Source organism: Streptomyces sp. NPDC014889, from assembly GCF_043081205.1.
In the GTDB taxonomy this organism is placed as follows: Bacteria; Actinomycetota; Actinomycetes; order Streptomycetales; family Streptomycetaceae; genus Streptomyces.
In genome coordinates this window covers 218759-231732 of record NZ_JBIBWH010000014.1, presented here as the reverse complement: position 1 = coordinate 231732, position 12974 = coordinate 218759, and the positions used below count along the sequence as shown (strand labels likewise).

The 12974-nt window shown below is 75.2% G+C and carries 13 protein-coding genes; 4 read left to right on the top strand and 9 right to left on the bottom strand.

Annotated features, from left to right (window positions below):
- Positions 1 to 94 precede the first annotated feature (94 nt).
- The 3 genes from ACF09J_RS27560 to hypA are packed head-to-tail and all read left to right on the top strand — an operon-like array spanning position 95 to position 1643.
- Positions 95 to 685, top strand: coding sequence for a NifU family protein (locus ACF09J_RS27560; protein WP_392308139.1), 591 nt, complete (start codon positions 95 to 97; stop codon positions 683 to 685).
- On the top strand, positions 682 to 1278 hold the full coding sequence (locus ACF09J_RS27555) for a DUF5947 family protein (RefSeq protein WP_392308138.1): 597 nt from the start codon (positions 682 to 684) through the stop codon (positions 1276 to 1278). The genes ACF09J_RS27560 and ACF09J_RS27555 overlap by 4 nt, the downstream gene beginning before the upstream one ends.
- Positions 1279 to 1283: 5 nt before the next feature.
- On the top strand, positions 1284 to 1643 hold the full coding sequence (gene hypA, locus ACF09J_RS27550) for a hydrogenase maturation nickel metallochaperone HypA (protein WP_392308137.1): 360 nt from the start codon (positions 1284 to 1286) through the stop codon (positions 1641 to 1643).
- 69 nt (positions 1644 to 1712) lie between these two features.
- Here hypA and hypE read toward each other — a convergent pair whose 3' ends face one another.
- The 7 genes from hypE to ACF09J_RS27515 all read right to left on the bottom strand — a co-directional run bounded on the left by hypE (position 1713) and on the right by ACF09J_RS27515 (position 9852).
- A complete protein-coding gene (gene hypE / locus ACF09J_RS27545) occupies positions 1713 to 2795 on the bottom strand; it encodes a hydrogenase expression/formation protein HypE (RefSeq protein WP_392308136.1) in 1083 nt (360 codons plus the stop codon).
- The gene (gene hypD / locus ACF09J_RS27540) at positions 2788 to 3948 is read right to left on the bottom strand and encodes a hydrogenase formation protein HypD (protein WP_392308135.1); all 1161 of its coding nucleotides are present in this window, start codon (positions 3946 to 3948) and stop codon (positions 2788 to 2790) included. Before hypD ends, hypE begins: the two co-directional genes overlap by 8 nt.
- Positions 3948 to 4280, bottom strand: coding sequence for a HypC/HybG/HupF family hydrogenase formation chaperone (locus ACF09J_RS27535; RefSeq protein WP_392308134.1), 333 nt, complete (start codon positions 4278 to 4280; stop codon positions 3948 to 3950). The genes hypD and ACF09J_RS27535 overlap by 1 nt, the downstream gene beginning before the upstream one ends.
- 73 nt (positions 4281 to 4353) lie before the next feature.
- Positions 4354 to 6726, bottom strand: coding sequence for a carbamoyltransferase HypF (gene hypF, locus ACF09J_RS27530; protein WP_392308133.1), 2373 nt, complete (start codon positions 6724 to 6726; stop codon positions 4354 to 4356).
- Positions 6723 to 7490, bottom strand: a complete 768-nt coding sequence (gene hypB, locus ACF09J_RS27525) for a hydrogenase nickel incorporation protein HypB (protein ID WP_392308132.1) — start codon at positions 7488 to 7490, stop codon at positions 6723 to 6725. Before hypB ends, hypF begins: the two co-directional genes overlap by 4 nt.
- Before the next feature lie 59 nt (positions 7491 to 7549).
- On the bottom strand, positions 7550 to 8146 hold the full coding sequence (locus ACF09J_RS27520) for a hydrogenase maturation protease (RefSeq protein ID WP_392308131.1): 597 nt from the start codon (positions 8144 to 8146) through the stop codon (positions 7550 to 7552).
- On the bottom strand, positions 8143 to 9852 hold the full coding sequence (locus ACF09J_RS27515) for a hydrogenase maturation protein (protein WP_392308130.1): 1710 nt from the start codon (positions 9850 to 9852) through the stop codon (positions 8143 to 8145). Before ACF09J_RS27515 ends, ACF09J_RS27520 begins: the two co-directional genes overlap by 4 nt.
- Positions 9853 to 10017: 165 nt before the next feature.
- Here ACF09J_RS27515 and ACF09J_RS27510 point away from each other — a divergent pair, with 165 nt between their 5' ends.
- Positions 10018 to 10383, top strand: coding sequence for a transglycosylase family protein (locus ACF09J_RS27510; protein WP_392308129.1), 366 nt, complete (start codon positions 10018 to 10020; stop codon positions 10381 to 10383).
- Positions 10384 to 10411: 28 nt separating this feature from the next.
- Here the strand turns inward: ACF09J_RS27510 and ACF09J_RS27505 are convergent, their stop codons facing one another.
- Together ACF09J_RS27505 and ACF09J_RS27500 are read right to left on the bottom strand one after the other, a co-directional pair.
- Positions 10412 to 11293 (bottom strand): YegS/Rv2252/BmrU family lipid kinase, encoded by an 882-nt coding sequence (locus ACF09J_RS27505; RefSeq protein ID WP_392308128.1) that lies wholly within the window; start codon positions 11291 to 11293, stop codon positions 10412 to 10414.
- Between the two features lie 76 nt (positions 11294 to 11369).
- A complete protein-coding gene (locus ACF09J_RS27500; RefSeq protein ID WP_392308127.1) occupies positions 11370 to 12965 on the bottom strand; it encodes an FAD-binding oxidoreductase in 1596 nt (531 codons plus the stop codon).
- Positions 12966 to 12974: the final 9 nt, after the last annotated feature.

Here is a 12974-nt window from a genome sequence, read left to right as displayed (position 1 = left end):
AGCTTCGACCCCTGCCTCCCCTGCGGCGTCCACATGTACCTCGGCAACGGCAAAACCCTCACCACCACCCACACCCCCACCTACGGAACCGACCATGTCTGACACGGAGCAGGGCACCCGGACCGGCCGGCTCGCGGACCCGGACGTCGAGGCGCGGCTCGCCCGGCTCGACGAACTCCTCGCGGGCCTGGAGGCCGCTCCGGGGCCGACCGTGCGGTCCGCCCTGGAGGCGGTGCGGCTGCTGACCGAGGTCTACGGCGAGGCACTGGGCCGCGTACTCGACCGGTCGGACGGTGAACTGAGGGAGCGTCTGGCCGAGGACGAGCTGGTGGGCCACCTGCTGGTCCTGCACGAGATCCACCCCGAGCCGGCCGGGCGCCGGGCCGAGCGCGCCGTCGAACGGCTGCGCCCTGCCGTGCGGGAGCGCGGCGGCGACGTCGAGTGGGTGGGCCTGGAGGAGCAGGTGGCCCGGGTACGGGTCACCACGGGCGGCGGCGGGTGCGGTTCCGGGTGCGGCGGCGCCACGGACGACGTGAGCGACGCCGTCCGTGCGGCCGTGCTCGCCGCGGCTCCCGAACTGGCGGCGGTGGAGGCGGTGGCCGGCGCCCCCGAGCCGGCTCCGGCGTTCGTCCCCCTGGACACGCTCACACGCCGCTCCGCGCCACGGTCGCAGGAGCCACGGTGACCGGGGACGGGGCGCTGGCCCGCCTCATCCGCTCCTCGGCCGGCGCGAGCGCCGCGACCGCGGGCGAGGTGTGCGATCTGTGCGCCGCGCCGGTGCCCGAGGACCACCGCCACCTCTACGACACCGCCGAGGCCGAGGTGCTGTGCGCCTGCGGCCCCTGCTCGGTGCTCTTCGCCGAGGACGGGGCGGGCGGCGGGCACCACCGGCTCGTCCCCCGGCGCCGGACGCGGCTCCCGCGTGTCGACACGGCGGCGCTGGGTGTGCCGGTCGGTCTGGTCTTCTTCGTGCCGCGCGCCGACGGCACCGTCACGGCCGAGGGCCCGAGCCCGGCGGGTGCCATGCGCTGGGAGGTGGACGCGGCGGCCTGGCGGAAGCTGGCCACCCGGATCCCCGAACTCGCCTCCATGGAGCCCGAGGTGGAGGCGCTGCTCGTCAACACCGTCCAGGGCATGGACCATCAGTGGATCGTGCCCGTCGACGACTGCTTCCGGATGCTGGCCGTGGTCCGCCGCGAGTGGCGGGGCCTGTCCGGCGGGGGCCGGGTGTGGCCCGCCGTCGAGCAGTTCTTCACGGAGCTGACCGAACGGAGCTGACCGACGTGCACGAGTTGTCGATCGCGACCGCGATCGTGGAACAGGCCGACGAGGTCGCCCGCGCCGAGGGCACGGGCGCCGTCTCGGTGGTGACGGTGCGGGTGGGCGAACTGGCCGGGGTCGTGCCCGACGCGCTCAGCTTCGCCTTCGAGGTCGCGCGGGAGGGCACCGCCCTGGCCGGGGCCCGGCTCGTCGTCGAGCAGGTGACCGCGCACGCCTACTGCGTCCCGTGCGACGCGGAGTTCCCGGTTGGCATGCCCCCGTTCTTCTGGTGCCCGCACTGCGACCGCCCGTCGCGGGACCTGCGCAGCGGACGGGAGTTGGAGATCACCGCCATCGAGCCCGCGCCGTCGCCGACGCCCTGACGGGCGGCCCCACGGCCGAACGGCCCCGCCGGCGCGTCATGCGCGGGCGGGGCCGTTCGGCTCCACGGGTCAGCAAATACGGGGCAGTTGCTCACCCAGCGGCAGGTCGACGACCCGGGTGCCGCCGAGGCCGGTGGCGACGACCACCATGCCCGGGTGGTCGTCGACGCACTCGCCGATGAGCACGGCTTGGGCGCCTCGCGGGTGGGCGCGCATCGCCTCCAGGACGGCCTCCGCCTCGGTGGGCGGCACGAAGGCGACGAGCCGGCCCTCGTTGGCGACGTACAGCGGGTCCAGGCCGAGGAATCCGCAGGCGTTCGCGACGGCCTCCGGGACGGGGATGGCGCGTTCGCGCAGCCGGATGCCGGTGCCGGAGGCGCGGGCGATCTCGTTGAGGGAGGCGGCGAGCCCGCCCCGGGTGGGGTCGCGCAGCACGTGGATGTCCGGGGTGACGGCCAGCATGGCGGCCACCAGGTCCCCCAGGGGCGCGGTGTCGCTGGCGACCTCCACGCCGAACTCCAGGCCCTCCCGGACGCTCATGATCGCCACGCCGTGCAGGCCGATCGGGCCGCTGACGATGACGGCGTCGCCCGGCCTGGCCCGTTGCGGGCGGATGTCCACTCCTTCGGGGACCACACCGACACCGGCGGTGGTGACGTACACGCCGTCGCCGTGTCCGGCCTCCACCACCTTGGTGTCGCCGGTGGCCACGGTGACGCCGGCGGCCTCGGCGGCGGCGCCCATGGCGCGCGCGATCCGGTCGACCACGGTCAGCTCCACGCCCTCCTCCAGCACGAAGGCCGCGGAGAGGTAGGCGGGCCGGGCGCCGCTCATCGCCAGGTCGTTGACGGTGCCGTTGACCGCCAGGTCGCCGAGGCTGCCGCCGGGGAAGAACAGCGGCCTGACGACGTAGGAGTCGGTGGAGAAGGCCAGCCGGGTGCCGCCGAGGTGGAGGACGGCGGAGTCGCCCATGGCGGCGAGGACGGGGTTGCCGTAGGCCGGGGCGAAGACGTCCTGGATCAGTTCGGCGGACAGGGCGCCGCCTCCGCCGTGGCCCATCACCACGACCGGCTGGTCGCGCAGGGGGGCGGGGCAGGTCCAGTTCGCCGGGTCGACGGGGGCGTCGGCGGTCGCGGAAGCCAGTTCAGCCAACGGGGTTCATCTCCTCCTGCGGGATGCGGGAGCCTTGCGGCGCCGGGGCGCCCGGCGAGGCCTGTCCGGTCATCCGGCGGTACAGGTAGTAGGCGGCGCAGGCGCCCTCGCTGGAGACCATGGTGGCGCCGAGCGGGTTGCGCGGGGTGCAGGTGGTGCCGAACGCGGAGCACTCGGTGGGTTTGATCAGCCCCTGGAGGACCTCGCCCGCGCGGCACACGGCGGGCTCCTCGGTGCGGATGCCCGCAACGTCGAAGCGGTGCTCGGCGTCGTAGGCGCGGTAGGCGTCGGACAGCCGCCAGCCGCTGGCGGGGATGCGTCCGATGCCGCGCCAGGACCGGTCGGCGACCTCGAAGACCTCCTGGAGCATGGTCAGGGCGGCCGGATTGCCCGCCTCGCGCACGGCGCGCGGGTAGGCGTTGTCCACCCGGTGCTCGCCACGCTCGAGTTGGTGCACGGCGCGGCGGATGCCTTCGAGGATGTCCAGCGGTTCGAAGCCGGTGACCACGATCGGCACCCGGTGCCGCTCGGCGAGGTCCGGGTACTCGGCGGTGCCCATGACGCTGCACACGTGCCCGGCGGCGAGGAAGCCCTGCACCCGGCAGGCCGGGGCCGTCATGATCGCCTCGATGGCCGGTGGCACCCGGACGTGCGAGACCAGCAGGCTGAAGTTGTCCAGGCCGAGGCGGCGGGCCTGGTGCACGGCCATGGCGTTGGCGGGCGCGGTCGTCTCGAAGCCGATGGCGAAGAAGACCACCTGCCGGTCCGGGTGCTGCCGGGCGAGCTGGAGGGCGTCGAGCGGCGAGTACACCACCCGTACGTCCCCGCCCTCGCCCTTGACCCGGAACAGGTCCCGGTCGGTGCCCGGCACCCGCAGCATGTCGCCGAACGAGCAGAAGATCACGTCGGGGCGGCCGGCGATCTCCAGTGCCTTGTCGATGACCTCCAGGGGGGTCACGCACACCGGGCAGCCGGGTCCGTGGATCAACTCGACTGCTTCGGGCAGCAGTTGGTCGATGCCGTGCCGGATGATGGAGTGGGTCTGGCCGCCGCAGACCTCCATCAGCGCCCACGGCCGGGTGACCGTCGCGCGGATCTCGTCCAGCAGCCGCCGGGCCAGCTCCGGGTCGTTGAACTCGTCGATGTACTTCATCAGGCCTCACTCCCGCTCTTCTCGCGTTCCCCGGCCCCGGAGGCGTGCGGGGCCGGGGCGCCGGCCTGCTCGGCCGCCTGGGCCCAGGCGTCGCCGAACTCCTCCTCCAGCAGCCCCAGTTCCTTGAACAGCTCCAGGGACGCCCGGGCCGACTCCTCGTCCAGCCGCTGGAGGGCGAACCCGACGTGGACGATCACGTACTCCCCCACCCGTACATCGGGCAGGTACTCCAGACACGCCTGTTTCCGCACTCCTCCGAAGTCGATCAGACCGGTGAGCGGGTCGGCGTGGTGGTCGATGGCCACGACTTTGCCGGGCACTGCCAAACACATGGGTCACTCCGTCTCGTCGCTGTCGGTCGTCCGCCGGCCCCGCGGTCCTCGCGCGGGTCCCGGCCCGGTCGGCTCATCCGGCGGCTTCCGGGCGCCGCCGGTGGTGTGGCTCGTGCGCCGCGACCACGAGCTGTCCGAGGGCCAGTCCCCCGTCGTTCGGGGGGACTTCGCCGTGGCGCAGGACGGTGAAGCCTTCCGCGGTGAGCAGCGCGGCGCACTCGTCCTCCAGCAAGCCGTTGGCGAAGACACCGCCGCTGAGGGCGGCGGTGGTCAGGCCGGTGGCCGCGCGGGCGCGGTGGCAGATCTCCGCGACGGCCCGCGCGAGGCCCCGGTGGAAGCGGGCCGCGATGACGGGCGGCGGGGTGCCGCGCCGCTGGTCGTCGAGGAGCGCGCGCAGCATGGGCGCCGGGTCGCAGCCGAGGGGGCCGGGCCCGTCGGTGAGGGCGAAGGGGTACGCCGCGCTGTCGGCGTCCCGGGCCAGGGCCGCGGCCGCCTCCAGTTCCAGGGCGGCCTGCGCCTCGTGGCCCGCGCGGTGGCACACGCCCGCGAGGGAGGACACGGCGTCGAAGAGCCGGCCCGCGCTTGAGGTCGGCACACAGGCCAGGTCGCGCTCCAACTGCCGTCTCAGCAGCGCCCGTTCGTCGGTGGTGCAGGCGGCGACGCTGGGCAGGCGGGGGTCCCAGGGCAGGCCCGCGGCCCAGAGCCGGGCCAGGGCGAGCCGGCAGGGGTTGGCCACGCCCGCGTCGCCGCCGGGCAGCGGGGCGGGCGTCAGCCGGGCGAAGCGGCGGTGGCCGGTGTAGTCGGCGAGCAGGAACTCGCCGCCCCAGACGGTGCCGTCGTCGCCGTATCCGGTGCCGTCGAAGGCGACGCCGATGACGGGCGTGGTGCCGTCGAGGCCGTGCTCGGCCATCGCCGAGGCGATGTGCGCGTGGTGGTGCTGGACCAGCACGGGCTCCGGCCGCGGGAGTCCGGCGGCGCGGCGGCGGGCCCAGCGGGCCGAGTGGTAGCCGGGGTGGCGGTCGGCGGCGACCAGGGCGGGGGTCACTCCGGTCAGGCGCAGCAGGTGCCGTTCGGCCCGGTGGGCGGCCTCCTGGGTGGCGAGGTCCCCCATGTCGCCGATGTGCGGCCCGAACCAGGCCTGCTCGCCGTCGCCGACGCACGGGACGTTCTTCAGGTCGCCGCCCACCGCGAGCGCGGGGCGCACCGCGAGCGGCAGGCGCAGGGGGCGGGGCGCGTAGCCGCGGGAGCGGCGCAGCACCTGTTCGGTGCCGTCGGGGCGTACCCGCAGCAGGGAGTCGTCGCAGGGGCAGGCGATGGGCCGGTCGTGGGCGAGCCAGGCGTCGGCCAGCCCGGCGAGCCGGGTCAGCGCCTCCTCGTCGTCGGTGACGATCGGTTCGCCGGAACGGTTGCCGCTGGTCATCACCAGTACGCGCGGGCCGGGGGGATCGCCGGGCAGCCCGAACAGCAGGGTGTGCACGGGGGTGTAGGGCAGCATCACGCCGACGTGGGGGCTGCCCGGGCAGACCTCGTCGGACAGGCGGAGCCCGTCCGGCCGTGGTCGCCGGCGCAGCAGGACGATGGGACGCCTCGGGCCGGTGAGCGCGGTCCGTTCGTGGTCGGTGGGGTCGGCCATCCGCTCGACGGCGGCGAGGTCGGCGCACATCACCGCGAACGCCTTGCCGCCGCGTTCCTTGCGTGCCCGCAGGGTGGCGACGGCGCGGGTGTCGGTGGCGTCGCAGGCCAGGTGGTAGCCGCCGACGCCCTTGACGGCGACGATCCGTCCGGCGGCGAGCAGGGCCCTGGCCGCGGCCAGGGCCTCCGCGTCCCTGGCCGGGCGGTGCCCGCTGCCGGCGGCGGGGAGCAGGCGCAGCCGGGGGCCGCAGTCGGGGCAGGCCACGGGCTGGGCGTGGAAGCGCCGGTCGGCGGGGTCGGTGTACTCCCGGGCGCAGGCGGGGCACATCGGGAAGCCCGCCATGGTCGTGACGGCGCGGTCGTACGGCATCGCGGTGGCGATGGTGAAGCGGGGGCCGCAGTGGGTGCAGGTGATGAACGGGTGCCGGTGGCGACGGTCGCCCGGGTCGGCCAGTTCACGCAGGCAGTCGGCGCAGGTCGCGGTGTCGGGCGGGAGTTGGGTGCGGCCCGGGGAGTGTTCGGTGGCGCGGATGGCGAACGGGCCGGTGGCGCCGATGGCGGGAAGGTCCTCCAGGCCGATGCCGGTGACGGCGGCCAGCGGGGGCGGCTGCCGGGCCAGCCGGTCGCAGAACCGGGTGACGTCGTCGGGCGGGCCCTCGATCTCGATCAGCACGCCGGCGGCGGTGTTGCTGACGAAGCCGGCCAGCGCGAGGTCGGCGGCCAGGCGGTGCACGTACGGTCTGAAGCCCACGCCCTGCACGGTGCCGCGCACGGTGACCCGGCGGCGTACCGGGCCGGTGACGGGTGCGGTCATGAGGCGGGGGTGGTCGCCGGGTGCGGATGGGTGTGGTGGTCGTGCGCCTGCTCGCCGTCGGCGGCGTGGACGTGGGGCTGCGGGCTGAGCGGCGGCCGGTGCCGGGGGGCGCCCTCGCGGGCGGCCAGCGTCCGGTCCAAGACGGTGTCGACGCCGTCGCCGGAGCGGGCGCAGGTCCGTACGATCTCCACGCCGGGGTTGACCTGCCGCACATGGGCCCGGAAGGCGGTCTCGTCGAAGCCGGCGGCCTCGGCCAGGTCGGTCTTGGTGACCACGACCAGGTGGGCGGAGCCGAACGCGGTGGGGTACTTCAGCGGCTTGTCCTCGCCTTCGGTCACCGCCATCAGCACGATCCGCAGACTCTCGCCGAGGTCGTACGACGCGGGGCAGACGAGGTTGCCGACGTTCTCCACGAAGAGCACGGCCGTGTCCTCGGGCAGCCAGCCCTCCAGCCGGGAGCGGACCTGCCGGGCCTCCAGGTGGCAGAGTCCGTCGGTGAGGACCTGCTGCACCGGAGCGCCGGAGCGGGCGAGGCGCCGGGCGTCGTTCTCGGTCGCCAGGTCCGCGGTCAGCGCGGCCACCGGGACGCCACGTTCGACGGCGCGGGCGAGCACCCGGCCGAGGAGTTCGGTCTTGCCGCTGCCGGGGCTGGACAGCAGGTTGACGACGGCCACGCCCTGCCGGGCCAGGTCGCCGCGCAAAGCGGCGGCGAGGTCGTCGTTCTTGGCGAGGACGGCCTGCTTGACGTCGACGGACCGGCACATGGCGGTGCTCCTGGGAGTCGGCTGGGGGGACGGGGCGGGGACGGCGGTTCCGGGGCCGCTCACCGATCTTCGGCCGCTTCGGTGGCCAGGTGCGGGAGCGCAGCCGTGTGCGCGGGGGCGGATTCCTCCGTGCGGACCAACGGCGGGGTGGCCGCGGGGTCGGCGAGGAGCACCGGGATCATGGTGTGCAGGGCCTCGACGGCCGCGGCGACGGCGCCCCGTACCGGGTCGCTGAGCCCGGGCATGATGTCCTCGTCGCCGCGGGGCCGCACCTGGGGCTCGCAGGCGAGCACGAGGACGCGCGGGAGCGGCCCGTCGCCCAGGTGCGCGGCCAGGGCGAGCACCTTGGCCGGGTCCATGCCGTGGGCCTCCGGCGGGGCGGCCGCCCCGGCCCCGGCGCCGGGGAGTTCCGCCTCGATCAGGGACAGGGTGCCGGGCCGGTGGCCGCGTGGCGCCGCGTCGACCAGGACGGCCGTGTCGTAGCCGTCGAGGAGTTCGTAGGCGAGGTCCAGGCCGCGGATGCCGTAGTCCCGCACCCGGACCTCGGCCGGCAGCGGGCGGGAGCCGAGGGCCTGGATCACCTCGGGGCCGAAGGCGTCGTCGGCGAGGAAGATGTTGCCGACACCGGCGACCAGGAGCCGGGTGGGCGGCGTCATCGGGTGCCTCCGGTGAGCGGGGCGCCGGCCGGGGCCAGGGGGCGGGCGCAGGCGCCGGGGAGTTTGCGGACGAACGCCGAGCGCAGCGCGTGGTAGGGGGCGGCGGGGTCGAAGAAGATGTCGTGCATCCGGGCGAGTTCGGCGCGCCGGTGGTCCGCGAGCGGCCGGACCGTCTCGTCGCGTGCGCGGGCCGACGCCTTGGCGTCGATCCGCCGGCCGAGGTCGGGCGCGTCGGCGAGGGCGGCCGCCATGCGGTCGACCTCGGCGGTGAACCCGCCCGCGGGGACGGGCACGAGACGGTCGACCAGGCCGAGTCCGTGCGCGGTGGCGGCGCTCACCGGAAGGGCCTCGGTGGTCAGCCGCTCGGCCGTGCCGGTGCCGGTCCGGCGCGGCAGGCTGTAGGTCCAGTACTCCGATCCGTACAGGCCCATCCTGCGGTAGTGCGGGTTGAGCACGGCGCCGGTGCGGCACCACACCTCGTCGGCGGCGAGGGCGAGCATGACGCCGCCCGCGGCGGCGTTGCCGCCGAGCGCGGCGACGACCAGCCGGTCGGTGGTGTGCAGCACCGCCTCGACCAGGTCGTCCATGGCGCCCAGGTTGGCCCAGGACTCGGCGGCCGGGTCGTCGGACGCCTCGATGACGTTCAGGTGGATGCCGTTGGAGAAGAAGTCGCGTGCGCCGCCGAGGACGAGTACCGGGGTGGGCCGGGAGAGGGCGTGGCGGTAGGCGGCGAGCAGTCTGCGGCAGTGGTCGGTGCTCATCGCGCCCCCGGGGAAGGAGAAGGTGACGAAGCCGACCTCGCCGCGCTGCCGGTAGCGGATGTCGGTCCAGGTGCGCCGCTCCGGGGACAGTTCGAGCGGTACGGCCGCCTCCGGGAGGCCGGTCGGGCCGAGGACCGAGGCGGCCGGGCGTTTGAAGGGGGCGGGGTCGCCGGAGTTCTTGCGCGGTCTGAGTTCCGGGATCCACACGGCGCCGTCCCGGGTGGCCCGGCACACCGCTCCCGCCCGGGTGGCGAGCAACTCTCCGGGGCGGCCTCGCAGTTGGTCCTCAGGGTGGCCGCCGTGCAGGAACAGTTCGCGGCCGTGGAGTTCGTCGAGGACGCCGGGCTGCGAGTCGGCGCCTCGCAGTTTGCGCAGCACGGTCGCGGTGCTGTCGTTCTCCCAGTCGACGCGGCGCCGCTCCTGGCGCAGGAAGCCGCGCCAGACGACGCTGGTGGAGGGGTCGCTCTGCGGCAGCGGTTTGTAGGAGCCCTCGGCGTAGCGCCGTACGGCCAGGAGTACGGCGGCCACGGCGGCGTCGGAGGCTTCGTTGCGGTAGAGGTCGCTCTTGCCGACCGGCGCCGTCGGGAACGGCATGGCCGCCCAGATGTCGCCGGCGTCCATCGCCGCCTCGGCCTGGAGGACCGTCACGCCCCACTCGGGTGCCTGGTCGGCGATCGCCCAGTCCAACGAGGAGGGGCCGCGGTCCCCCGGTGGGCCGGGGTGGACGATGAGGCAGGTGTGTTCCCGCCACACGTCCTCGGGCAGCGCGGTCTTGAGCATCGGCGCGATGACGAGTTCCGGATTCGTCTCGGCGACGGCGGCGCGGACGGCGTCGGGGCCGTGCGTGGCGAGCACGACGTCGACGTGGTGGCCGTGGTCCGTGAGTTCGGCGTAGACGCGCTGGGACAGGCTGTTGAACGCGCTGGCGACGAGCAGAATGTCCATGACGCGGCATGGTGTCCGGTTTACTGGGCTCCGGGAAGGACCCCGGCGGGGTGTTCGTCCGTCTGCCTCAGGCGCTCTGGGCCGTCCGCGTCAGGTCCTCTTCCATCTGGATCGCCCGGCGCGCCACTTCACTACTTTCCGATCATATGATGTAACAGTCTGCGCATGAATATTCGGCAGAACATCGACAGAGCCCCCGGCCTCCCCTCTCGCCGTCGCGCGCTGCGCGGGACGCTGCTGGCCGCGGCGACCACCGCGGCACTGGCCGGCGGGCCCCAGGCGACGGCGGCTCCGGCCGTCGGTCTCGGTCCCGACTGGGAGGCCATCGCCGCCTGCGAGTCCAGCGGCAACTGGAAGGCGAACACCGGCAACGGGTACTACGGCGGGCTCCAGTTCCGCCAGTCGAGCTGGGTGGCCGCGGGCGGCCTGAAGTACGCGCGCCGGGCGGACCTGGCCTCGCGCAGAGAGCAGATCGCCGTGGCCAGGCGGCTCGCCGTCCTCCAGGGGATGTCGGCCTGGGGCTGTTCCTGACGGAATCCGGTGCCGTCCCGACGGGCGGTCAGCACAGCACGGCGAGCGCGCCCGGCAGCACCCGGGCCGTGACGGGCAGGACCGCCTCGACCTCGCCGTCGGCGCCGTAGGGCACCTCCCGGTCGGCGGCGACCCGGATCCGTCTGCCCCGCAGGATGCGCACCTCGGGGCGCTCGACGTGCGCGCCCGACTTCAGCTCGTTCATCAGCGCGAAGAAGAGCCGGCGCGGCGCCTCGCGGATCATCACCACGTCGAGCAGGCCGTCGTCGACCCGGGCACCGGGCGCGATCATGCGACCGGAGCCGTAGTAGGCGGAGTTGGCGGCCACCACGGTGTAGCCGCGGTGGACGTGCTCCTCCCCGTCGACGGTCACGTGGTAGGTCGCCGCCCGCCAAGTGGCCACGGCGCGCAGCCCGCCCGCGTAGTAGGAGGCGGCGCCGCGCAGCAGCCGGGAGTTGTTCGCGTGCCGGTTGGCGAGCGCGTCGACGCCCGCGTACACGCTGCCGAGGACGACGGTGCGCGGGTGCGCGGCCGACTCCACCTCGATGGTGTCGACGCGGCGCGGGGCGCCGTGCAGCAGAATCCGGGCCAATGCGTCCGGGTCGTCCGGCAGTTGGAGCGCGCGGGCGAAGTCGTTGCCGCGGCCCGCGGGGACCAGGCCCAGGAGGGTGCCGGTGCCGCTGAGGGCGCCGCCGACGCCGCCCGCGATGCCGTCGCCGCCCACGGCGAGCACCACGCGGTCGCGCTCTCCGGCCCGGCGGGCGAGGTCCTGGGCGTGGGCGAGACTGCGGCTGTACTCGCTCTCCACCCCGGCGCCGGCCTCCCGGAGCAGCCTGGCCACCCGCAGCAGCGCCGCGGCCCCGGCGGATCCGCCCGCGGTGGGGTTGACGATGGCGGTGAACTGTCGCATCGGTGGGGCCTCCGGGACGGAAGGGTGATCGCTCACGGGTGGTGCCGGGCCGGGGTCGGTCGAGCGGTGGCCGGGGTCAGCCGAGGGGCAGCAGGACGCCCGGGTTGAGCAGGCCGTCGGGGTCCAGGCGGCGTTTGACGGCCCGCAGGGCCTCGACGCCGAGCGGTCCGGCCTCCCGGACGTATCCGTCGCGGTGGTCGGTGCCCACGCCGTGGTGGTGGCTGATGGTGCCGCCCGCGGCGAGGATCGCCTCGTTCGCGGCCCGCTTGGCGGGCGCCCAGTGCGCCACCGGGTCGTCGCCCTGGGCGCTCACCACGGTGAAGTACAGCGAGGCGCCGTTCTCGTAGACGTGCGAGATGTGGCACATCACCAGGGGCGGGGTGCCCGCCTCGGTGAGTGTGGTGGTCAGCGCCTCGCGGACGGAGGCGTACAGGCCGGGTACGCGGGACCAGAAGGCGGCGGTCTCCAGCGTCTCGGCGAACGCGCCCGCGTCCAGGAGGGAGTCGCGCAGATAGGGCGCCGAGTAGCGGCCGCGGGCCCAGCGCTCCCCCGGTTCCTCGCCCAGGCAGGTGCCGCCGCACTCGCGCAGCACGGCCGCGGCCCGCCGTCTGCGGTGCGCGGTGTCCTCGGCGGTGCCCTCGTAGCCGGCGATCGCCTGGCAGCCGGCGCCCCGCTGTGCGTCCGGCGAGCCGATGGCGTCGGGCCGGGCGAGGCCGATCAGGGTCTCGGTCTCGTCGGACAGGCGCAGCACGGTCGGGCGGGGCCCGTCCTGGGCGAGCCGGCGCAGGGCGGCGGCGCCCTCCTCGAACGAGGCGAAGCGCCAGCCCTCGTGGACCCGCGTCTGCGGGAGGGGGCGCAGGCGCACCGTCACCGAGGTGATGACGCCGAACGCGCCCTCGGAGCCGAGGAGGAGCTGGCGCAGGTCGGGTCCGGCCGCCGAGCGCGGGGCACGGCCGGTCTCGACGGTGCCCTCCGGGGTGGCGAGGGTGAGGCCGAGCACCATCTCGTCGAAGCGTCCGTAGCCGGCCGAGGCCTGCCCGCTGGAGCGGGCGGCGGCGAAACCGCCGAGGGTCGCCCACTCGTAGGACTGGGGGAAGTGGCCGAGGGTGAAGCCGTGTCCGGCCAGCAGCGCCTCCGCGTCCGGGCCGCGCAGGCCGGTTTGCAGGGTGGCGGTGCGCGAGACCGGGTCCAGGGCGAGCAGCCGGTTCATGCGGCGCAGGTCCAGGGCGACGAAGGGGCGCCGGCGCTCGGGGGCGAGACCGCCGACGACGGAGGTGCCGCCGCCGAACGGGACCAGGGCCAGGCCGTGGGCGGCGCAGGCGCGCAGCACGGCGAGTACGTCGTCGTGGTCGGCGGGGAGCACCACGGCCGCCGGGACGTCCGTGACGTCGCCGCTTCTGATGCGCAGCAGGTCGGGGGTGGACTTGCCGCGGGTGTGGCGGACTCGGGACTCGGCGTCGGTGCGGACGTGCGCCTCGTCGCCCACGGCCGCGGCCAGGTCGCGGAGCGCGTTCGCGGTCAGCGGTGAGGCGGGGACGCGGATCTCCTCCAGGGCGACCGGTCCGGCCTCGCGCGGCCTGACGCCGAGCAGGTCGCGCAGGAGCCCGGTCACCGAGTCGGGCAGCGGTGCGGCCCTGGCCGGGTCGCCCCAGCCGCTCCACAGCATGTCCATGGGGGTGTT